We start from the raw sequence: 21661 nt of genomic DNA, 5'->3' as shown, positions 1-21661 counted from the left end.
TGCCGACGCCACGCACCGGCGGGAACAGTTGCGATCAGTCTGGGTCGATCTCGGGCGCGAATGCGAGAGACGCGCTCAGTGCCACGCGGTCAACAGCTCGGCGGCACGTTCGGCGAGGTTGGCCTGCCAGAACGGTCCGAAACTGATGCGGCCGACGCCGAGCTCGGCGTAGTGCGCTCGTCCGGAATCGGCCGCAGGGTTACCGATCGCGTTGACCGGAAGCGGCAGTTCGGCGGTGAGCGTGCGGTAGACGTCGTCGGTGTGGCGGCCGACGGGATAGAGGCAGCTCGCGCCCGCGTCCGCGCACAACCGCAGGCGTGCCACCGCGCGTTCGACGCGGTCGGACTCGTCGCCGTCGGCGCGGATGAACAGGTCGGTGCGGGCGTTGATCACGACGGGAACTCCCGCGGCGTCGGAGGCGGCCCGCAACTCGCCGATGAGCGCGGCATGCTCGGAGGCGCTGCGCAGACGCCTGCCCTCGGAATGCACGGTGTCCTCGATGTTGAGCCCGACGGCGCCCACCGAGAGCAATCCGTCGATGAGCCGGGACGCGCTTTCGCCGTACCCCGATTCGACGTCGACCGACACCGGAAGATCAGTGGAGGCGGTGATCTGCCGGACACGGGTGAGGAGGTCGTCGAACGTCATTCCCTCGTTGTCGGACTTGCCGATCGAGTCGGCGACGGGATGACTGCCGACGGTCAGGCCGGAGAACTCGGCGTTGGTGGCGATCTGTGCCGACCATGCATCCCAGACCGTCGGCAGCACGACGGGGTTACCGGGCTGGTGCAGTGCGAGCAGCGCCTGTGCCTTGGCGGTCAGAGCGTCGGGTGAGGAGTCAGTAGCTTCCGGAGTTGCCATTGAGTGAACCTTTCACGTCGTTCAGCACGAGCCACGCGGCGGCAAGGCCTGAACTGCGGTACCACACGTCGTCGTCGACGATGAGGACCCGCTTCCAGGTCGGCGCACCCATGTCCAGCCAGCGGTCGCTGAGCAAGACCTCTTTGCCGTGTGCGAGACCCGCCGAACCCTCGAAGGAAACGTAGATGAGATCGGCGTCGGCGTCCTTGAAGTTCTTGTCGGTGAGGACGGTGGTGCCTGCAGTGCGTTGCGACGCCGGCCGCTGCACCCCCACGGTAGAGAGGATCTGGCCTGCGAAGCTGTCGGTTCCCGCGATCACTTCCGAGTTGTTGCCGAACCGGACCAGAGACACCCGGGAGTGGGCGGCATCCATACGCTTGCCGGTCTTGCGGGCTTCCGTGTCGAATTCGTCGAGCAGCCGCGGTCCCTGCGACGCCCTGCCGAGTGCGTCTGCGACCTCGGTGAACTGTGCGCGCCAGTCGCCGGGCTCGATGGTGGCCACCCTGGTGGACCCGAATGCCTTGGCGGACGCAGCCGTGTCTGGTGTCGTCAGTACGACGTCGGGTGCGGCTGTGCCGACGGTCGCGGCGTCGGGCGAGGTGCCGATCGTGGGTACCGATGTCAGCTGTGGGCCGAGGTAGGCGGGAACGCTGTTGGGTGCGGAGGTCACCGCGACGACCTTGGAGCCGATGCCCAGTGCGCAGATCGCGTCGAGGAGCGAGGGATCGGTGACGACGATCCGGTTGACGTCGGCCTGCGGGTCGTCCGACGCCGTCGGAGCAAGGCACGTCTTGCTGTAATCGCGGTCGGGTGAGACCACGTTGACGTCGGCGATGCGCGTCGTCGAGGTGCTGATGGTCTTGCCGTCGGGCGTGGTCAAGGCCGTGTTGTCGTCGGAGCAACCCGACAACCCCACCGCGAGCGCACCCGCCACGACGAAGGCGCCGAGAGTGACGCTGACCTTGCGCGTACGACCTCGACCGACCGCACTCTGCTTACCGCCTGACACGCAGATCAACCTAGCACCGCCGCGCAGCCGTCTTTCGTGGCAGACCGTGCGGGTTCGCGCGACGTCGGTGCAGGGTGTGGAATCAGCCGTGCGACACGTCGTGTCGGCGCCCGAATATGGTCACTGACATGCTCTTTTGGGGTGCTCTGGAGAATTTGTACGACAGATCGTAGGACCCACTCGGCCCAGCCGGGGTGAAGGGGCTACGATCGGTAACCAGCGCTCGGTGTGTGATTGCCAGCGGTAGTTTTTCGTTCGTTGCCGTCCCGAGCTCACGGTCGGTTAGAGGAGGATCTGTGACCGCGGTAGACCAGCCCACAACCCAGGTTGTGCCAGCGCGCCCGTACCCTGCGCGCTATCAGCCCAAGGGTTCTTTCATCTACAAGCTGATCACCACGACCGATCACAAGTTGATCGGCATGATGTACATCACCGCCTGCTTCGCGTTCTTCCTGATCGGCGGCTTGATGGCGCTGCTCATGCGCGCCGAGCTCGCCCGTCCGGGCATGCAGTTCCTGTCGACGGAGCAGTTCAACCAGCTCTTCACGATGCACGGCACCGTGATGCTTCTGATGTACGCGACGCCCATCGTGATCGGCTTCGCCAACTTCGTTCTCCCGCTGCAGATCGGATCGCCCGACGTGGCGTTCCCGCGTCTGAACGCCTTCGGCTTCTGGCTGTTCGTGTTCGGTTCGACGATCGCCATCGGCGGCTTCCTGACCCCGGGCGGCGCTGCCGACTTCGGCTGGACCGCCTACACGCCGCTGACCGACGCGGTGCACTCGCCCGGCGTCGGCGCCGACCTGTGGATCATGGGTCTCGGTGTGTCGGGTCTGGGCACCATCCTCGGCGCGGTCAACATGGTCACGACCGTCGTCTGTCTCCGCGCACCCGGCATGACGATGTTCCGCATGCCGATCTTCACCTGGAACATCCTGGTGACCAGCGTCCTGATCCTGCTGATCTTCCCGCTGCTGACCGCCGCGCTGCTCGGCCTCGAGGTCGATCGACAGTTCGGCGCGCACCTCTACGACCCGGCCAACGGTGGTGTGATCCTCTGGCAGCACCTCTTCTGGTTCTTCGGACACCCCGAGGTGTACGTCATCGCGCTGCCGTTCTTCGGCATCGTGTCGGAGGTGTTCCCTGTCTTCAGCCGGAAGCCGATCTTCGGTTACTCCGGTCTGGTGTACGCAACGCTCGCGATCGCTGCACTGTCGGTGGCCGTGTGGGCGCACCACATGTACGTCACGGGCGCGGTTCTCCTGCCGTTCTTCTCCTTCATGACGTTCCTGATCGCAGTGCCGACCGGTGTGAAGTTCTTCAACTGGATAGGCACGATGTGGAAGGGAAACATCACGTTCGAGACGCCGATGCTCTTCTCCGTCGGCTTCATCGTGACGTTCCTCTTCGGTGGCCTCACCGGCGTTCTGCTGGCCAGCCCGCCGCTGGACTTCCACCTCTCCGACAGCTACTTCGTCGTCGCGCACTTCCACTACGTGTTGTTCGGCACGATCGTGTTCGCCACCTACGCGGGTATCTACTTCTGGTTCCCCAAGATGACCGGACGCATGCTCGACGAGCGACTGGGCAAGTGGCACTTCTGGCTGACCTTCATCGGTTTCCACACCACCTTCCTGGTCCAGCACTGGCTGGGTAACGAGGGCATGCCGCGCCGTTACGCCGACTACCTCCCGTCCGACGGATTCACCCGCCTGAACGAGATCTCGACCATCGGTGCGTTCATCCTCGGCCTGTCGACGCTGCCGTTCCTGTGGAACGTCTTCAAGAGCTACCGCTACGGCGAGGTCGTGACCGTCGACGATCCGTGGGGCTTCGGCAACTCGCTCGAGTGGGCGACCAGCTGCCCGCCGCCGCGCCACAACTTCACCGAGCTTCCCCGCATCCGTTCGGAGCGTCCCGCGTTCGAACTGCACTACCCGCACATGGTCGACCGAATGCGTGAAGAAGCGCACGTCGGTGGTGGCCACGGGCATGAGAGCAGGGTGGCCGAGGACGTTCGTCGCGATCCGCTGACCACCGGCAGCCACGAGGCATCCGGCGACCGCGATCGCTGATCACGTTCCTCACAACGCCTCGATGGAGCAATCCACACCGATCCTGATCACGGTCACCGGCCCGGACAAGCCGGGCGTCACCTCGGTCCTCATGGGAGCGCTCGCGGCGCAGCAGGTGAGTCTGCTCGATGTCGAGCAGGTGGTCATCAACGACCGCCTGACGCTCGGGGTCATGGTCTCGGTCGACACCGACCCCGAAGAGGTTCAGGACGTCGTCGAGCAGGCGATGGGCTCGATCGGCATGGATGTGATCGTCGAGGTCGGCGGCACGCCGGCCGGGCACCGTCCGTCGACTCACGCGGTGGTCTTGCTCGGAAGTCCGGTGACCGCCAGAGCCTTCCGAGCGGTCGCGGCCGAACTCGCAGGCCAGGGCGGCAACATCGATTCGATCCGGGGTGTTGCCGACTATCCGGTGACCGGCCTCGAATTGATGGTCAGCGTCGGCGGGCGCAACAGCGTCGCTGCCGACGCCGACCTTCGCAAGGGTTTGGCGGGCGTTGCGGCCAAGCACGGTGTCGACATCGCGATCGAGCGAGGCGGACTCGCACGACGCGCCAAGCGGCTTGTCGTCTTCGATGTCGACTCGACGCTCATCCAGGGCGAGGTCATCGAGATGCTCGCCGCACATGCGGGTCGCGAGGCCGAGGTCGCCGCGGTGACCGAGGCTGCGATGCGCGGTGAACTCGACTTCGCGGAATCGCTACGGGAACGCGTCGCGGCACTCGAGGGCCTTGATGCGCGCGTTCTCGACGAGGTGGCGGGTTCGCTGCAACTGACACCCGGTGCGCGCACCACGATCCGTACGCTGCACCGCCTCGGATATCGCTGCGGTGTGGTGTCCGGCGGGTTCCGTCAGGTGATCGACGGCCTCGCGCACGACCTCGAACTCGACTTCGTCCGTGCCAACACCCTCGAAGTCGTCGATGGCCGGCTGACAGGTCGGGTGATCGGCGAGATCATCGATCGCCCCGGCAAAGCACGCGCGTTGCGGGCATTCGCCGACCAGGTCGGCGTGCCGATGGAACAGACGATCGCCGTCGGCGACGGAGCCAACGACATCGACATGCTCTCGGTCGCGGGCCTCGGAATCGCTTTCAATGCCAAGCCCGCGCTACGCGAGGTCGCCGACGCCGCGTTGAACCACCCGTTCCTCGACGCGGTGCTGTTCATCCTCGGCGTGACCCGCGACGAAATCGAGGCCGCAGACGCCGCGGACGGAGTCTTGCGGCGCGTCCCGCTGCCATGACGTCTACGGAGTCCGTCGTCGATCCCTTCGACGACGCCTATCGACGTCTTGTCGACTATGTGGGCGGCGCCGACGATCCCGATAATCCCGCCGACGTGCTCGCGATGCAGATGGTGTTGCGGATCGAGAAGTCCGACCCGCCCGACCGCACCGAGTTGCTCACGGCGGCAGCGCGGTCTGTCGCCTTGCTCTGCCTTGACGACCGATCGGGCGCCGACGGTCCGTGGTCGGAGCCGATGACGGCGTGGTGCGATGCGCGCATCCGTAAGATCGCGCGCCGTGCCCGAGGCGCGCATTGGCTTGCGGCACAAGAGGTGTGGGGCGTCACGGCGAGTGAGGGTGATGCCCATGCGCGCGCGTTCGTTCCCGGACGGGTCGGCGACGTCGACCGACGCATCTCTCGCCTGCAGATCGGCGGCACCGACGTCGACGGGGCGTTGCCATCGACGCCCGGTGGGGCAGGCGTATGCCTCTGGGTGAATCCCGATCTCGAGATGACCGTCGGCAAACTGGCGGCGCAGGTCGGCCACGGGTCGATGCTCGCCGTGAAGCTCCTCGACGAGCAGGCGGCGCGTCAATGGCGCGACGCGGGATGTCCGCTGTCGGTGTGCCTCGCCGATCGAGATCGGTGGAAGGATCTGCTCGCCGCCGACGCTCAGCAGCGAGCAGTTGCGGTGCGTGACGCCGGCTTCACCGAGATCGCGCCCGGGTCGGTGACCGTGATCGCGGAGGTGATCGGCGAATGAGCGACGCGTCGCGGCTACCCGAGTGGGCACAAGCACTCGACCTGCAGCCCCACCCCGAGGGTGGCTGGTATCGCGAGACCTGGCGTAGCGGCGTCGAGATCCCCGGTGGCGCACTGCCTTTGGGATATGAGGGCACGCGCGTGGCTGCGACAGCGATCTATTTCGTGTTGCTGCCGGGCGAGCAGTCGTCGTGGCATACGGTGCGCGGTGCGGAGATGTGGCTCTTCCATCGTGGCGCCCCGGTGGAACTCGACCTCGGCGGTGACGGGAACGTGCCGAACGACGTCGAGACCGTGGTCGTCGGACCCGACGTCGAATTAGGGCAGCGTCCGCAAGCCTTTGTCCCGCCTGGGAATTGGCAACGCGCGCGTGCGGTCGGAGATGAGGCGTCGCTCGTCAGTTGCGTCGTCGCGCCGGGTTTCGACTTCGCGGATTTCGCACTACTCGAACCGCGACAGTAAGCAGGGGTCAGGCCGTCGACGTTACGTCGACGACGTCGCCCTGGCCGTCGGGGACACGTTTGGCGATCTCACCGACGCCGACCGAATACCAGCGGGCGGCTGCCCGTGGGTCCTCGTCGTAGCGTCGGAACCAGCGGGCCGCGAAGTCGGGGAGTCGCTCGTAGAGCGGATCGTGGTCGGGCGCCTGTGATCGCACGAGTCCGACGAACATCTCGATCATCTCGCGCATCGGTACGTCGGCGTAGGTCGTGTCGTATTCCGTATGCGTCCGGTTGAATCGCCACACGGCGGCCATCGACCGCAGGGTCACCCCGGCCGGGACCAGGTCGGCGAATTCGCCGCCTTCACCGACGGGCACGTGCTCACGAAAGCCGTCGCCGACGATCTTCAACATCTCGTTCAAGTGCTTGACCACACCTGCGATGGTCTTGAGCCGGTAGGGATAGCTGTCGTGGACGGCGTCGTACACCCGCAACGCGGAGCTGCGGTGTTCCATCTCCTCGACGAAATGCCAGATGAAGAGTGAGGAAATGCGCTCATCCCCGGGTTCGAACAGTTTGTCGTCGTGATCGAGGAACACGCGGAAGTAGGGCGTGAAGGTCGCCTCCACCACCGCGGCGTAGGCCAGACGCCAGGCGAGTGGTTTGGTCTCGAGTAACCGGTCGTAGGAGGCGATGACCTCGTCCATCGTGTGCCGGAGTCCCGGCCACCGTCGGATGAGCGCCCGCAGGTGGGCCAGGTGCGCAGCAGTGTGCTGCCCCTCCTGCTTGACGTAGTCGGTTGCTTCGTCGACCATCTCCGGATCGCGCATCAACGGCAGTGCCTCGCGTGTCGACGCACGATCAGCTTCTCGAAGCCGGGCGCGAAGAACGACACGACGTTGCACTGCATCGCGAAGGCGGGCCGCTGTGGATGCCAGTTGAACGGGATGTCGTCTCCGGCGAGGTCGAACTTGACTCTGCGGACCTTGAGGTCGGACATCCTGACTCCTCATCGCCCGCCGGGCCGGGCTCGGCCTCGGCGTGATGAGGTTGATCATACATAGAGCGAAGATGTGTATGACCTGAAACGCGCGATCGATCAGACCGGCTGCGTGGAGGGCTGTACCGCCGGCGCGAGGTGACCGAGCGTGCTCAGCCACACGTCGCGGTCGGGAGCGATCGACGCGACGATGAGTTCGTCGGCGTTGGCGTGCCCGGCGAACCAGTCGAGGTAGTCGCGGACCTCTGCGGGAGTGCCGACGCCCGCGTAGGTCAGCATCGAATCGATCTGCCTGCCCTGCGGCATCTCCAGGATCGCGTCGGCCTCGTCGTCGGTGAACTGCCGACCGCCTCGACCGAGAAGCGCGGTCACTCGCTGGCGCTTGGCCTGGCGGAGCTGCGCTGCCGCGACATCCGGATCGTCGTCGGCGATCACGCAGACACCCGCGATCACGTACGGCTCTGCGAGTGCCTCGGACGGCTGGAACTGGTCACGGTAGAGCGCGACGGCCTCGGTGAGGGCCTGCGGAGCGAAGTGCGATGCGAAGGCATACGGCAGTCCGAGCGCGGCGGCGAGTTGTGCACCGAATAACGACGAACCGAGGATGTAGAGCGGGACGTCGGTGCCCGCGCCGGGCGTCGCGCCGACTCCGGGAATGCGCGATTCGCCACGCAGATACCCCTGCAGTTCGAGGACGTCGGACGGGAAGCGGTCGGCCGATGCCATGTCCCGACGCAGCGCGGTGAAGGTCTGCTGGTCGCTGCCGGGGGCTCGACCGAGACCCAGATCGATGCGGCCGGGGTGCAGTTCGGCAAGGGTGCCGTACTGCTCGGCGATCGTCAGCGGCGCGTGGTTGGGGAGCATCACGCCGCCGGCGCCGAGGCGGATTGTCGAGGTGTGTGCGGCGACGTGCGCGATGAGAACGGCGGGTGCCGACGACGCGATCGAGCGCATGTTGTGATGCTCGGCATACCAGATTCGCCGGTAGCCCCACAGCTCGGCTTTGGTGGCCATTTCTGTTGAGGCAGCCAGGGATTGGGCGACGGTTTCGTTGCGACCGACCTGGGCGAGGTCGAGGATGGACAGATCAACGGACATACCAAGGGCAAGGAGTACGGCGTCGAAGGTATTCCCTTTTGTGGGCGGTTTCGGTGTGGGCGAACACGTCGAGGAAAACCTCGACATGTTCTCTCGCGTCCGAGCATCCGGGAGGCCGCCCGGTAGGGCACGATGGGACGGGTGAGTGACACTGCATCCTCGGACCCGGACCTGCTCGTCGATTTTCGTGACGTCACACTCGTGCGCGGTGGCAAGACGCTTGTCGGGCCGATCGATTGGCAAGTCGAGCTCGACGAACGCTGGGTGATCATCGGCCCCAACGGTGCGGGCAAGACGTCGCTCCTGCGTATGGCCGCCGCCGAACTGCACCCGTCGTCGGGCACCGCGTATCTGCTCAACGAGCCACTCGGCCGGGTGGAGGTTCGCGAGTTGTCGACGCGAATCGGCGTCAGTAGCCCCGGCCTCGCCGACCGGGTTCCCGACGACGAGGTCGTCAGTGATGTCGTGATCTCGGCGGGCTATTCGGTGATCGGTCGGTGGCGTGAAGATTATGACGACGTCGATCGCGCGCAGGCCGTCGAATCGCTCGAGTCGATGGGCGCCGAGCATCTGGCCGACCGGAGATTCGGCACGCTGTCGGAGGGCGAGCGTAAGCGAGTGCTGATCGCCCGCGCGTTGATGACCGACCCCGAGCTGCTGCTCCTCGACGAACCCGCCGCGGGCCTCGACCTCGGCGGTCGGGAGGAGCTCGTCGACCGGCTGTCGATCCTCGCGCAGGACCCCGATGCCCCTGCCACCGTGCTCATCACGCACCACGTCGAGGAGATCCCGCCCGGCTTCACCCACGCGATGCTGCTCTCCGAAGGCGGCGTCGTCGCGCAGGGCCTGCTCGGGGATGTGCTGACGAGCAAGAACCTCTCCGACACGTTCCGTCAGCAGATCACGCTGACCAAGGACGGCTCCCGCTTCTTCGCGCGTCGTTCGCGTCGTGCCGGATCCCACCGTCGGGCCGTCGGGTAGCAGCGATAGTGTCGATTCGGTGACGCGGACCACAGGTTGTGGCCCACGTAGGAGTTGGCCCACGTAGGAGTTGGCACAGAGCAGGAGATCGACATGACCGATACAGAGGCCGCGACAGACCATGCGGGGACCGTCGCGCCATTGCGCGACGCTGCGACAGTCGTGCTGGCGCGCGACGCCGACGGCGGTATCGAGGTCTTTCTGCAGCGTCGGGTCAAGCAGATGGCGTTCGCCGGTGGGATGACGGTCTTTCCCGGCGGCGGCGTCGACCCCCGTGATGCCGACGCCGATCTCGCGTGGACCGGCCCCGGCGCGGACTGGTGGGCGCAGCAGCTGGGCACCACGGAAGAGCTCGCCCAGGCCCTCGTCTGCGCGGCGGTTCGCGAGACCTTCGAGGAGTGCGGTGTGCTGCTCGCGTCGCGGCCCGACGGCTCGTTCGCCGACCCGGCGACGCTGCGCGACGAACGCCACAAGCTGGTCGACAAGACGATCTCGTTTGCCGAGTTCCTCCGCGCCCACGACCTCACGCTGCGTGCCGACCTGTTGCGTCCGCTCGCGCACTGGATCACACCGAAGAACGAGAAGCGACGCTACGACACCCGCTTCTTCCTGGCAGCCATGCCCGAGGGGCAGGTCGCCGACGACGCGACGTCGGAGGCCGACGTCGCGCGGTGGGCCGGCGCGGCCGACGCTCTCGTGGCCTGGTCCGATGGCAAGCACTTCCTGCTGCCGCCGACCTGGTCTCAGCTGACCGAGGTCGCGCGGTTCGACACCGTCGACGAGCTGCTGGCCGCAGAGCGCACGATCGAGACGATCGAACCCGAGGTAAGCGCTGGGCATGGGTTGAGCGGCTTGAGTTTCTCCGGTTCCGACGCGTACATGGCGACGCTCGCCGATCAACCGATTCCCGACATCACGCTCTGAGAGCTACCGCCTGAACCCACTGCGTGCGTGGTCTCAGCGGTCGAGGTCGACGACGTCCGGGTCGTCGGTGGGGCCGGTCTCTTCTTGATCGGTCTCTCCCCGGTCGACCTCGTCTCGGTCGGCCCATTCCAGCAGGGTATCGATGCGATAGGCGACGTCGTCGATCTCCGCGTGCAGGTCGCCGAGTTCGGCGAAGCGCGCAGGCATCGTCGCGATGGTGAAGTCGTCGGGTGCGACGTCGTCGACCTCCGACCACAGGATCGGCGCCGAGACCGTCGCGCGCGGATTGCCGCGTACCGAGTAGGCGGCAGCCATGGTGTGGTCACGCGTGTTCTGGTTGTAGTCGACGAACAGCGCTGCGGGGTCGCGGTCCTTGCGCCACCACGTCGTGGTGACCTCGTCGGGTGCTCGACGCTCGACCTCGCGCGCGAAAGCCAATGCGGCGCGGCGTAATTGGTTGAAACTCCACTCCGGTTCGATTCGCACGTAGATGTGCATGCCACGTCCGCCGGACGTTTTGGGAAAACCGCGCACACCCAGTTCGTCGAGCACCTCGTGCGCGACGTGCGCCACCCGCTGCACGCGATCAAAGGTGCACTCCGGCATCGGGTCGAGGTCGATGCGCCATTCGTCGGGCAGCTCCGGATCCGAACATCGTGAGTTCCAGGGATGGAACTCGACCGTCGACATCTGCACCGCCCAGATCACGCTGCCCAGTTCGGTCACACAGAGTTCGTCGGCGGTGCGGCCGAAGCGCGGGAAGTAGATCTCGGTGGTCTTCAGCCAGTCGGGAGCGCCCGCGGGTACCCGCTTCTGGTGGACCTTCTTGCCGTCGACCCCCTTGGGAAATCTGTGCAACATGCACGGCCGGTTGTGCAGCGCCCGCACAATGCCGTCGCCGACCGCGGTGTAGTAGTCGGCGAGGTCGCGTTTGGTCTCGCCGCGTTCGGAGAAGTAGATGCGGTCTGGACTAGAGAGTCGGATCGTGCGCTCACCAACGGACAGTTCGACGGGTTCGCCGGCCGACGACTTCGAGGACGGCGAAGGTGCCATGCACCAACTGTAGGTCGTCGGGTCTCGGCGGTGGCCCACATCACGGCTGGGCGTCGCTGGACGGTAGCCTTCGACACATGCCTGAGTTCGTGACCCTAGAGACCTCTGACGACCATCCGGGAGTGGGAACGATCCTGCTCAACCGTCCGCCGATGAACGCGCTGAACCGGCAGGTCCAGACCGAGTTGGAGGCGGCGGCACACGAGGCGACCGACCGTTCCGACATCAAGGCCGTCGTCGTCTACGGCGGACCCAAGGTGTTGGCGGCAGGCGCCGACATCAAAGAGATGACCGACATGACGTTCGCCGAGATGTCGAAGGTGGCCGGTCGCCTGCAGCGTGCGCTGGGTTCGATCTCCGAGATCCCCAAGCCGACCGTCGCCGCGATCACCGGATACGCACTCGGTGGCGGGCTCGAGGTGGCGCTCGGCGCCGACCGTCGTATCGCGGGCGACAACGCGAAGCTGGGCGTCCCCGAGGCGCTCCTCGGCGTGATTCCCGGCGGCGGCGGCACGCAGCGACTGGCGCGTCTCGTCGGCCCCGCTAAGGCGAAGGACATGATTTTCACGGGCCGCTTCGTCGGGGCAGAAGAGGCGCTGAGGATCGGCCTGGTCGACGAGGTCGTCGCGCCCGACGAGGTCTACAACGCAGCACTGGCGTGGGCCGGGCAGTTCCGTAATGCCGCGAGCCTGGCGCTGGCAGCGGCGAAGAGGTCGGTCGACCAGGGGCTCGGCGTCGACCTGGAGACCGGACTGAAGATCGAGGAACAGCAGTTCGCGGCGCTCTTTGCCACCGACGATCGCAAGATCGGCATGGATTCGTTCATCGCCAACGGGCCGGGCAAGGCGCAGTTCACCGGGAAGTGACCGCTGGTCCTGCATTCGACGGCGGGTAGGGTTCAACGGCAACGTGTCATTACCGGCGAGTAGGAATCGCTGTCGCGACAGCCAGAGCCGTCGCGACGACACAGGATAGGGCGAAAGTAGGAGACATGACGACCACGGAGAACGAGTCGGCAGCAGATCACGTCGATCCGGCGCCTAATCCGCATGCCACCGAGGAGCAGGTCAAGGCCGCGCTGGAAGACACCAAGCTCGCGCAGGTGCTCTACCACGACTGGGAGGCCGAGACCTACGACGAGAAGTGGTCGATCAGCTTCGACGAACGGTGCATCGACTATGCGCGTGGCAGGTTCGACGCCGTTGCCGCCGACGAGTCGCTGCCCTACGAGCGGGCAATGGAACTCGGTTGTGGCACAGGATTTTTCCTGCTCAACCTGTTGCAGTCCGGTGTCGCGAAGAAGGGCTCGGTCACCGATCTCTCGCCGGGAATGGTCAAAGTCGCGCTGCGCAACGCGGAGAACCTCGGCCTCGACGTCGACGGCCGGGTCGCCGACGCCGAGCGTATTCCCTACGACGACAACACCTTCGACCTCGTCGTCGGTCACGCGGTGCTGCACCACATCCCCGACGTCGAGCAGGCGTTGAGCGAAGTGCTTCGTGTGCTCAAGCCGGGCGGACGCTTCGTGTTCGCGGGCGAGCCGTCGACGATCGGCGACTTCTACGCCCGGTGGATGAGCCGGGCCACCTGGTGGGCCACCACCCACGTCACCAAGTTCGGCCCGCTCAAGGCGTGGCGTCGACCGCAGGAGGAGCTCGACGAGTCGTCGCGCGCGGCGGCGCTCGAGGCCGTTGTCGACATCCACACCTTCGATCCCGACGAGTTGGCAGACATCGCGCGTTCGGCCGGGGCAGCCCGGGTCGAGACCGCGACCGAAGAGTTGGCCGCCGCGATGCTCGGCTGGCCCGTCCGCACCTTCGAGGCCGCCGTGCCGTCGGAGAAGCTCGGTTGGGGTTGGGCCGGATTCGCCTTCGGCGGGTGGAAGCGGATGACCTGGCTCGACGAGAACGTCCTGCGCAAGGTTGTGCCGCCGAAGTTCTTCTACAACGTGGTAGTGAGCGGGTACAAGCCGAAGTGATCGGCGGGTGATCTGCGGACTGCGGCTCGGGCTCCCGGCGCGGCGTGGCGGATCAGCCCAGGGGCGTCAACTGCGACGTCGCGACGGGGATGCCGAGGATCGTGTTGACGATCTTGTATCCGTTGGCGTTCTTCGTGATGACCAGCCCGCTGGCGGGTGGGATCACGGCGACGGCACCGTTGGGGGTGTCGATGAGTTGCAGCGGCTGATTGGCCGGGCCGATCAGTTGGTTGCCCACCACTCTGTATTCGTTGCATCGCTCGTCGACGGAGCTTCCGTACTGGGTCTTCACGCAGAAGTTGTAGCGCCCTTCTGCGACCTTGGCCTCCGCATTCGCTGCACCGACTGCGGTTCCGATGACGGCCGCCGCCCCGACGAGTGTGCCGACCATGACGATTCTCTTCCTGTTCACGGCCTCATAGTTGCTTAGCCTTACCTAATAGTCAATATCGGGCATGCCCGAGCGCCTGTGCTCACCGCTCATGTGCCAAGGTGTCTGTGGAACCGGCACGCGCCAGGGGAGTTGCGACTGTGGGATACGAATTCACGCTCGACGATGTCGCCTTCCTTCGTGGTCGTTACGGCGAGAAGGCGCTCGACGTCGTCTCGGGTATGGCGTTGACGCCGTCGTCGATGATCGCCGACGTCGAAGCGGCGCGACGACGCTACGCGCCTCACGACGCCGCGCTCATCGAGACGGTGCGTGATCGCCGCAGAGCTGCGCGCAAACTGCGCGACGCCGATCAGTGGCTGCTCACCGACGATGCTCTTCAGCAGGCGACGCCGAGTGTGGTTGCGGCACATCGCGCCGCCGAGATCGCGCAGCGTTTCCCCGGAGCGGTGATCCACGACATCACGTGTTCGATCGGCGGTGAGGTCGTCGAACTCGCATCACAGGATGGGATCGCCGGCGTGATCGGGAGCGACCTCGATCACGTGAGACTGTCCATGGCGCAACACAATCGGCGCGTCCTCGGTCAGTTGCCCACTCCGACTGCGCTTCTCGTCGCCGATGCACTGACCCCCACGTCGACGGCCGACGTGGTGATCGCCGACCCTGCCCGACGGTCCGGTGCGGGACGGATCTTCCGGCTCGATCAACTCACGCCGCCGCTTCCCGACGTCTTGATGACCTACTCGGGTCGCGTCGTGATCGTCAAATGTGCTCCGGGGCTTGACTATCGGGCGCTGCGCAACCGCTTCGGTTTCACCGGGGAAGTGCAGATCACCTCGCTCGACGGTGGTGTCCGTGAAGCCTGCCTCTGGAGCGGACCGGGGATCGTCGACCGAACACGGGCAACGGTGCTGCGTACCGGTAGCGACGGCGTTGTGGGCGGTTTCGAGGTCACCGACGACGAGCCCGACGACGTCGACCAACACGGTCCTGTCGGTCGGTGGATTGTCGACCCAGACGGCGCTGTTGTCCGCGCGGGACTGGTGCGTCAGTACGCCGCGCGGCACGGGTTGCGGCAACTCGACCCGCAGATCGCATACCTCACCGGCGAGCAGGTGCCGCTGGGGGAGAGGGGATTCGAGGTCATCGAGGAGGTTTCGACGTCGGAGAAGGTGTTGCGCAAGACCCTCGCCGCGCACGACTGCGGAACGTTGGAGATCCTCGTCCGCGGACTCGACGTCGACCCCGACGCGTTGCGGAAGCGGTTGCGCCTCAAGGGGTCGCGATCACTGGCGCTCGTGCTCACCCGCATTGGCCGCAAGGGCGTCGGGTTCCTGTGCGAGGCCGGCGCCAGGGCGCGCTAGTCGCGCGCAGAAAACCACACCCCTCGGGTCCTCCGCGCGTACCGGTACATGCGAGCGACCCACAAGGCGTAACTTTCTGCGCGGCCGCGATGTGATTACGACTTGTCCTGCGAGAGCTCGGTACCGGCGATGTACCAGCCGCCCGGCTCGAGGTGGATCGAGTCGCCCTCGCGATGAGACGCTTCAGACTCGAGGTGGCCGGTGGTACCCAGCTCGACAGTCACGTCACCGGGTGCTTGAGCGGCGTTGAGTGCCACAGTGATCGGCTGTTCGGTGTGCACGCGGTAGACCAGTAGGCCCTGGTTCACGTCGAGTGTTTGCACGCGCGCGTGCTCGATGTCGGAGAAGCGGCGTCGAAGTCCCAGCAGCCGCTGGTGGAGTCGGTAGATTGCGGGCAGCGCCGCGTCGTCGGGAGGTGTCTGCGGCAGCGGCGGCCGGATCGCGTCGTCGCCGCCGACGCGTTCTTCTTTCGTTCCGGTCCAATCCAATTCGTCGCCGTAGTAGATCGCAGGGGTGCCGGGCAGGGTGGCCAGGAGCACGACGGCGAGATCAGCGGAACGCTGGGCGAGTCGGGTCGCAATGCGGGTCACGTCGTGATTGCCGACGAACGTCCACGGTACAAACGTGGTCAGCATCTCGTCGTGGCGTGTCAGCGCCCACTGCAGTTCGTGCATGTTGGCATCGATGATGCTGCTCCACACGGCTTTCCACAGCTCGTACTGGGTTACCGAGTCGACACCACTGTCGGAGACGAATCCGGGATAGTCGCCGTGAATGACCTCCGCGAGCACGTAGGTGTCGGCGAATCGCCCACGCACACGGGGTAAAACGGTGCGCCAGAAGGCAGATGGGACCGCATAGGCAGCGTCGAGACGCCATGCGTCGGCGCCGGCGTCGAGCCAATGGCACATGACGTCGACGACCAGGTCGGCGACCTCGGGATTGCGATGATCGAGCGCGACCAGATCGTCGTGACCTTCGAAGGTGCGCACGGTGCCGTCACGTTGGCGACGCGCCCAGCTCGAACCGTCGGCAACTCGATCATGCTGGCGTGACACGTGATTGAACACACCGTCGAGCATGATCCTGATGCCGCGCGACCGGCATGCGGAGACGAGGGCGTCGAAATCGGCTCGGTCGCCGAGTCGTTCGTCGATGGTGAAGTAGTCCAGGGTGTCGTAGCCGTGGGTCGCGGACTGGAAGATCGGACCGAGCGCGATCCCGTTGACTCCCAACGCGACTGCGTAGTCGAGCCAGTCGATGAGTGCCGACAGCGGGCGTCGGCAGGTCCGGTCGACGCCGGTCGTGTCGGCGCCCAGTGCACCGAGTGGGTACACGTGCCACCAGATCGACGTCGCGACCCAGTCCGGCGTGGTGGCTGTCATCAGTCGATGTTCTTCTTCGAGTCGAAGAAGAACACCTCGCCGATGTTCGTGGCCGTGGCGATCTGTCCCGACGGCGACACCGCGACCCCCGTCGTGAATCCCTCTGCGCCGGGCATCGCCACGGTGCGCTTCGTGGCACCGTTCGACGTGTCGACCTCGACCAGCGACAGCGAGTTCTTGCCCTGATCGCGTACGACGGTCCACGCGGTCTTCGATGACGTGAGGGTCGACAGGCTCACCACGGCGAGATCCTTGCGCTGCCACACCTGCTCGGCTTTGTCGCCGCGGTCGCGGAGCAGGGTCAGCGGGGCGCCGATGACACCGGTCGGGATGATCAGGCCGTCGGGGGAGACGGTCATGGATGCGAATCCGTAGCCGCCGTTGTCGTAGGTCCACTTGGTCTTACCGGTGGCGGCGTCGAGCGCGACGACCTGGCCGAGTCGGCTGAACGTGTAGAGGGTGTTGCCGTCGGCTGACAGTGTCGGTGCGCCGATCACACCGCCGGGAACGTCGGCATGCCAGATCTCCCGGACAACACGACCGTCGTTCTGCTTCGCGTAGGAGAAGCCGCGGATCTGCGACGCGATCGCACCCGTCGGCCAGAAGTTCAGGAAGAACCGGCTGTGCTGTTCGTCGACGGCGGGCGGTGCGGGCACGGCGCAGCGTGGGCCGTTGCTGACGCAGTCGCCGTAGCCCCAGAGCGGGTCGCCGGGGTCGGCCTCGGGGCGCAGGCGCACCTCGGGTGCGGTGAAGTCGCTGTTCTGGGTGTTGAGCATCAGGATCTGACCCTGGGTGGTCACCACGAGTACCTCGCCGGGCGCCGCGAACTTGGCCGACAGCGGTACGCCGATCACCGGCATCCGCCAGCGGATCGCGCCGCCGGCGTTGAACGCCACGAAGGTGGTCTCCTCACCGACGTACGGCTGGTCGAACTGGTCGAGCAGCGTCGAATTTCCCTCGATGCCCGCACGCATCCGTTTGCAGAAGTTCATACGCCCCGAGTTGGGATCGAGGGCGAGCAGGTTGCAACCGTTGGCGGTATTCGCGGTGACGTTGACGTTCGATTGGTTGGACAGCGTGAGAGGTGCGGTCACCGGGCCGCCTGTCGGGCGGGTCCAGCTCAGGGTGAGGTCGTCGGGGATCGACGGATAGGTGTAGTTCGAGTTCGCGCCGTTGCCGCCGTAGCTGGCCCAGCCGGGGCTCGCCACCGAACGGACGTCGATGTGCCCGTCCGAGCAGGCGCTGAGTGCCACCACGGCACCGAGCAGGAGCGCCAGCGGCGCCAGAACCCGTCGCGGTACCCGAATCCGGGGGCCAACCACAGCCATCCTGCTCCCGTCATGTTCGGTCTCCGGCACTGCACCGGGACGCCAGCAGTTGAGCCTATCGTGCGACGCTTCGCCGCTGGTTCGCACGGCGGCTCCGCTGCCCACTGAAGCCGCGGCTCCGCCGCCGAAGCCGGCAGCGGCGTCGATTATGGTGAGTCGTCATGACGACGATGTGGAACGCCTCGTATCGGTCGCGGTGGCGAGCAGGTCGACGCCGCGACCCGCGCCAGGCACGATTCCTCACCCTCGATTCGCTCCGCTGGGTGTTGCGCAACAAGGCGTACACCCCCTGGTATCTGGTTCGGTACTACCGGCTCGCGCGGTTCCGGATGGCCAACCCGCACATCGTGCTCAGGGGAATGCTCTTCCTCGGACGCAACGTCGAGATCCATGCGACGCCGGAACTGAGCAGGATGGAGATCGGACGCTGGGTTCACATCGGTGACGGCAACTCGATCCGCTGTCACGAGGGCACGATGCGCATCGGCGACAAGACGGTCTTCGGCTGCAACAACGTGGTGAACTCCTACCTCGACCTCGAGATCGGCGGGTCGGTGCTCGTCGCCGACTGGTGCTACATCTGCGACTTCGACCACAAGACCGACGACATCACGCTGCCCATCAAAGACCAGGGGATCGTGAAGGGTCCGGTCCGCATCGGCGCCGACACCTGGGTGGCCGCGAAGGTTTCGGTCCTGCGCAACACGATCGTCGGGCGAGGGTGCGTGCTCGGGTCGCACGCCGTGGTCAAGGGCGTGATCCCCGCCTACTCGATCGCCGTGGGCGCGCCCGCGCGCGTCGTGAAGAACCGCAAGGACGACTGGGCCACGAATGCCGAGGAGCGCGCCGAACTCGAACGCGCACTTGCCGACATCGAACGCAAGAAGGCGCAAGCCCGCCAGGGGCCCGGCGCCTGACACGTCTGCTCAGGCCTGCCCTGGATCGCGTTCCGGGAGCGGCCTTTCGGCGATGAATGGGCGTCCGACGGGATGGCGGACTCGACGCTTTGCGGAGAGGTAGACGCCGCTGGTGCGTTCGGCCACCTCCCGCCAGGAGAACTCGGCGGTCAAGCGCGCCCGGGCGCGTCGTGCGCGTGCAGCAGCCTGCACCGGATCGGACAGGGATGACCGAACGGCAGCGGTCAGACCCGCGACGTCGCCCGGAGTGAACGTCAGGCCTGTCACCGGCGCCACGACGGCCTCGCCGAGTCCGCCCGCAGTGGAGACCACGAGAGGCGCACCGGTGGCGGCGGCTTCAAGCGCGACGATGCCGAAGGGCTCGTACCGAGAGGGCAACACGATCGCGTCGCACCGGTGCATCAGGTCGACGAGTTCGTCGTGGCCGACGCCGCCGAGGAACCGCACCGCGCGCGACACCCGGTGGCGGCGAGCGGTATCGACGAGCCAGTCGTACTGAGTGCCGTCGCCCGCAATGGTCAGCGTGGTGCCGGGATGAGTGCGTCGGATCCGGGGGAGCGCGGCGAGAAGATCCTGCACGCCCTTCTCGTATTCGAGGCGCCCGGCGAACAGCAACTCCGCGGGTCCCTGCGTGCGTGCCCGTTCGGCGTATGGCCAGGTGTCGACGTCGATACCGTTGTGGATGACCTGGACGTCGGGCAGCCCAGGCCCGAAGAGTCTGGTGACCTCGTCACGCATCGACGCCGAGCAGGCGATGAGAGCGTCGGACTCGTTGGCGAGCCACCACTCGACCGAGTGCACCTGACGGTTGGTTCGTCCGCTGACCCAGCCGCTGTGTCTGCCCGCCTCGGTGGCGTGGATCGTCGAGACGAGGGGGACGTCGAACAGTTCGGCGAGCGTGATCGCCGGGTGCGCTACGAGCCAGTCGTGGGCGTGCACCACCTCGGGCGTCCAGCGCGAGTCCGAGTCTGCAGTGAGGATGCCTGCAGTGAGGATGCCGAGTCCGGCGCGGACGAAGGCGTGACCCATGGCGAGTGTCCACGCCATCATGTCTTGCCCGAATTCGAACTCTGGCGGGTCCTCTGCAACGGCGATTACCCGCACGCCCTCGACGACGGTGTCGGTGGTCGGGTGAGTGAGTGCGTCGGTACCCGACGGCTTGCGCGTCAGAACCGCGACGTCGTGCCCGATGGCGGCGAGCTCGGTGGCGAGGTGATGCACGTGCCTGCCGAGCCCACCCACCACGACCGGTGGGTACTCCCAGGAAACGAGTAGCACTCTCATGCGCGCTCGTCTCCGCGGAGCCGACGGGCGTCGAGGTCGGCGAACAGGCCGTCGGCGAGATTCCAATTGGCGGCGAGACGCGTTGCCTGCTCGGTGCGTCCGCGTAGCGCGGCGTCGGCGATCTCACGCGTGGCGTGCGCATGGGTGTGGGCTCGACGCACCGCGTACTCGGCCGCGGTGTCTTTCGACACCATGAAGGGCCAGTCCGACGAGACGGTCAGCAGTGTCTCCCGGATGATCTGATCGGCAACGCGATCACGACCCGTCCCCGCGTCGAGAAGTTTGTCGACGGTGTCGAGTGCTGTCTCGACGACCTCTGCGTTGAGTTCGACGAGGTGCTCGACCTGCGGCCCGTTCCATACACGCCAATCCTTGCCGGAACCCCACGAGCTGTCGGTGAGGGAAACCGTTTCTCCGACAAGGCCATCGGCCGCTGCGGATGCCATCGTCCCGACGCGCACCCCGGCTTCGGGGAGGCGTCGAAGCACCTGTTCGAGCCACGCGGGTCCCTCATGCCACCAGTGCCCGAACAACTCGGTGTCGAACGCTGCGACGACCAGCGCGGGTCGGCCGATCCGCTCCGATTCCGAGATCAGGCGTGCGCGAACGTGTTCGACGAAGTCGTCGACCTGGCGATCGATCACCGGCGCGACGCGGTCGGGGTCGTAGGGCTTCTTATTGTGCGCCGCAACGGTTTTGCCGGTCACGCGCGACATCTTGAAGCCGGTCGTGTGGTCGTAGGTGTGGAAGTCGCGGTAGGCGGAGTGGCCCGGATATCCCGATTTGGGCGACCACACTTGATAACTCACGGTCAGGTCGCGGCCGAAGGCGAGGACGTCGGAGTCCCCGACGGGTCGCGCGAGCGAGGTGTCGCCGTGCAGCGCGGGGCCGTCGACCATGAAATGTCGTACGCCCGCAGCGGAATACTCGGACTCCATTCCCGGCGTGAACGCGCACTCGGGCGCCCAGATCCCTTGCGGCGCAGTACCCCATCGTGATCGAGCGTCGGCAAGCCCCTCGGCGAGCGAGAATCGACGCAACCTCGGATCGAGCAGGGGAGCGAACGGATGGGCGAGCGGGCCGCCGAGGATTTCGACGACGTTGCTGTCGGCCAGTGTTCGGATCAGTGGACTAGCACCGTGTTGCCAGTGGCGTTCAAAGTCGCCCACCGCCCTTGCCGCACATCGGAATTCGTGCCCGGCGAGCTCGCGTCGGATCGGGTCCGGATTGTCTGCGGCCGCCACCGCCCGCAGTTGCCAGTCGGCGAGCCACTCGTGCATCGAGCGAAGGCAGTGCGGGTCGTCGAGTTGGGCGGCCAACACGGGTGTGATGCCCAGCGAGAGCTGATCGGTGAATCCGTCGGCGGCCAGACGTCGGAGCATGGCGAAGACCGGAAGATACGACGCCGCCCACGACTGGTAGAGCCACTCCTCACCGACCGGCCAGCGACCGTGGTTGGCCAGCCACGGCAGGTGAGAGTGCAGCACCAGGGTGAACTGGCCGGGCACGGCGCTACCGCTGCTCTGTGGGTGCCTCGCAGTGCGGGGTGAGGAAATGGTCATCGGGTGTGCCGGGG

Annotated in this window: 21 protein-coding genes; 10 read left to right on the top strand and 11 right to left on the bottom strand. The window is 66.3% G+C overall.

The features are described from left to right. Nucleotides 1-75 precede the first annotated feature (75 nt). Together RND64_RS14610 and RND64_RS14605 are read right to left on the bottom strand one after the other, a co-directional pair. On the bottom strand, nucleotides 76-861 hold the full coding sequence (locus RND64_RS14610; RefSeq protein ID WP_049698443.1) for an isocitrate lyase/PEP mutase family protein: 786 nt from the start codon (nucleotides 859-861) through the stop codon (nucleotides 76-78). Beyond that, a complete protein-coding gene (locus RND64_RS14605) occupies nucleotides 839-1870 on the bottom strand; it encodes an ABC transporter substrate-binding protein (RefSeq protein WP_235434318.1) in 1032 nt (343 codons plus the stop codon). Before RND64_RS14605 ends, RND64_RS14610 begins: the two co-directional genes overlap by 23 nt. Nucleotides 1871-2166: 296 nt before the next feature. Here RND64_RS14605 and ctaD point away from each other — a divergent pair, with 296 nt between their 5' ends. From ctaD to RND64_RS14585, 4 genes are read left to right on the top strand one after another with little or no spacing between them, the layout of a single operon-like run. Continuing rightward, complete coding sequence (gene ctaD / locus RND64_RS14600) at nucleotides 2167-3945, top strand: aa3-type cytochrome oxidase subunit I (RefSeq protein ID WP_049698441.1); 1779 nt, start codon at nucleotides 2167-2169, stop codon at nucleotides 3943-3945. A 22-nt stretch (nucleotides 3946-3967) separates the two neighbouring features. Continuing rightward, complete coding sequence (gene serB, locus RND64_RS14595; protein ID WP_049698440.1) at nucleotides 3968-5191, top strand: phosphoserine phosphatase SerB; 1224 nt, start codon at nucleotides 3968-3970, stop codon at nucleotides 5189-5191. Next, nucleotides 5188-5937, top strand: coding sequence for a peptidyl-tRNA hydrolase (locus tag RND64_RS14590; protein WP_049698439.1), 750 nt, complete (start codon nucleotides 5188-5190; stop codon nucleotides 5935-5937). Before serB ends, RND64_RS14590 begins: the two co-directional genes overlap by 4 nt. Further along, nucleotides 5934-6398, top strand: coding sequence for a cupin domain-containing protein (locus tag RND64_RS14585; protein ID WP_049698438.1), 465 nt, complete (start codon nucleotides 5934-5936; stop codon nucleotides 6396-6398). The genes RND64_RS14590 and RND64_RS14585 overlap by 4 nt, the downstream gene beginning before the upstream one ends. A 7-nt stretch (nucleotides 6399-6405) precedes the next feature. On the opposite strand, the gene RND64_RS14580 is transcribed toward RND64_RS14585, so the two are convergent. The 3 genes from RND64_RS14580 to RND64_RS14570 all read right to left on the bottom strand — a co-directional run bounded on the left by RND64_RS14580 (nucleotide 6406) and on the right by RND64_RS14570 (nucleotide 8477). Next, nucleotides 6406-7209, bottom strand: a complete 804-nt coding sequence (locus tag RND64_RS14580; RefSeq protein WP_235434317.1) for a metal-dependent hydrolase — start codon at nucleotides 7207-7209, stop codon at nucleotides 6406-6408. Next, nucleotides 7209-7379 carry a hypothetical protein gene (locus RND64_RS14575; protein WP_235434316.1) on the bottom strand — a complete coding sequence of 57 codons (171 nt, stop codon included), beginning with the start codon at nucleotides 7377-7379 and terminating at the stop codon, nucleotides 7209-7211. The genes RND64_RS14580 and RND64_RS14575 overlap by 1 nt, the downstream gene beginning before the upstream one ends. A 99-nt stretch (nucleotides 7380-7478) precedes the next feature. Then, on the bottom strand, nucleotides 7479-8477 hold the full coding sequence (locus tag RND64_RS14570) for an LLM class flavin-dependent oxidoreductase (RefSeq protein ID WP_049698437.1): 999 nt from the start codon (nucleotides 8475-8477) through the stop codon (nucleotides 7479-7481). A 132-nt stretch (nucleotides 8478-8609) separates the two neighbouring features. Here RND64_RS14570 and RND64_RS14565 point away from each other — a divergent pair, with 132 nt between their 5' ends. Then, nucleotides 8610-9458, top strand: a complete 849-nt coding sequence (locus tag RND64_RS14565; protein WP_049698436.1) for an ABC transporter ATP-binding protein — start codon at nucleotides 8610-8612, stop codon at nucleotides 9456-9458. Nucleotides 9459-9551: 93 nt separating this feature from the next. Next, nucleotides 9552-10382 (top strand): NUDIX hydrolase, encoded by an 831-nt coding sequence (locus RND64_RS14560; protein WP_049698435.1) that lies wholly within the window; start codon nucleotides 9552-9554, stop codon nucleotides 10380-10382. A gap of 33 nt (nucleotides 10383-10415) precedes the next feature. Here the strand turns inward: RND64_RS14560 and ligD are convergent, their stop codons facing one another. Further along, nucleotides 10416-11435: a non-homologous end-joining DNA ligase gene (ligD, locus tag RND64_RS14555; RefSeq protein ID WP_049698434.1), complete on the bottom strand. Its 1020-nt coding sequence runs from the start codon at nucleotides 11433-11435 to the stop codon at nucleotides 10416-10418. Between the two features lie 77 nt (nucleotides 11436-11512). On the opposite strand from ligD, the gene RND64_RS14550 reads away from it, so the two are divergent. Both RND64_RS14550 and RND64_RS14545 read left to right on the top strand, forming a co-directional pair. Continuing rightward, nucleotides 11513-12301, top strand: coding sequence for an enoyl-CoA hydratase/isomerase family protein (locus RND64_RS14550; protein WP_049698433.1), 789 nt, complete (start codon nucleotides 11513-11515; stop codon nucleotides 12299-12301). Between the two features lie 125 nt (nucleotides 12302-12426). Further along, nucleotides 12427-13413 carry a class I SAM-dependent methyltransferase gene (locus RND64_RS14545; protein ID WP_049698432.1) on the top strand — a complete coding sequence of 329 codons (987 nt, stop codon included), beginning with the start codon at nucleotides 12427-12429 and terminating at the stop codon, nucleotides 13411-13413. Between the two features lie 52 nt (nucleotides 13414-13465). Here RND64_RS14545 and RND64_RS14540 read toward each other — a convergent pair whose 3' ends face one another. Further along, entirely contained in the window at nucleotides 13466-13825 is a 360-nt protein-coding gene (locus tag RND64_RS14540) for a hypothetical protein (protein WP_235434315.1), read from the bottom strand. Nucleotides 13826-13944: 119 nt separating this feature from the next. On the opposite strand from RND64_RS14540, the gene RND64_RS14535 reads away from it, so the two are divergent. Next, nucleotides 13945-15171, top strand: coding sequence for a THUMP-like domain-containing protein (locus RND64_RS14535; protein WP_049698431.1), 1227 nt, complete (start codon nucleotides 13945-13947; stop codon nucleotides 15169-15171). A 95-nt stretch (nucleotides 15172-15266) separates the two neighbouring features. On the opposite strand, the gene RND64_RS14530 is transcribed toward RND64_RS14535, so the two are convergent. Next, nucleotides 15267-16556, bottom strand: coding sequence for an alpha-amylase family glycosyl hydrolase (locus RND64_RS14530; protein WP_049698430.1), 1290 nt, complete (start codon nucleotides 16554-16556; stop codon nucleotides 15267-15269). Next, complete coding sequence (locus RND64_RS14525; RefSeq protein WP_049698429.1) at nucleotides 16556-17884, bottom strand: outer membrane protein assembly factor BamB family protein; 1329 nt, start codon at nucleotides 17882-17884, stop codon at nucleotides 16556-16558. The genes RND64_RS14530 and RND64_RS14525 overlap by 1 nt, the downstream gene beginning before the upstream one ends. A 161-nt stretch (nucleotides 17885-18045) precedes the next feature. Between RND64_RS14525 and RND64_RS14520 the strand changes: the two genes are divergently transcribed. Continuing rightward, nucleotides 18046-18801, top strand: coding sequence for an acyltransferase (locus RND64_RS14520; protein WP_049698428.1), 756 nt, complete (start codon nucleotides 18046-18048; stop codon nucleotides 18799-18801). Nucleotides 18802-18810: 9 nt separating this feature from the next. On the opposite strand, the gene RND64_RS14515 is transcribed toward RND64_RS14520, so the two are convergent. Together RND64_RS14515 and RND64_RS14510 are read right to left on the bottom strand one after the other, a co-directional pair. Next, complete coding sequence (locus tag RND64_RS14515; protein WP_049698427.1) at nucleotides 18811-20085, bottom strand: glycosyltransferase family 4 protein; 1275 nt, start codon at nucleotides 20083-20085, stop codon at nucleotides 18811-18813. Then, a complete protein-coding gene (locus RND64_RS14510; RefSeq protein WP_049698426.1) occupies nucleotides 20082-21647 on the bottom strand; it encodes a 1,4-alpha-glucan branching protein domain-containing protein in 1566 nt (521 codons plus the stop codon). The genes RND64_RS14515 and RND64_RS14510 overlap by 4 nt, the downstream gene beginning before the upstream one ends. Nucleotides 21648-21661 lie beyond the last annotated feature (14 nt).

Origin of the sequence: Gordonia sp. w5E2, assembly GCF_036540975.1 — a bacterium.
Taxonomy (GTDB): Bacteria; Actinomycetota; Actinomycetes; order Mycobacteriales; family Mycobacteriaceae; genus Gordonia; species Gordonia jacobaea.
This window is presented reverse-complemented; position numbering and strand designations above follow the sequence as displayed.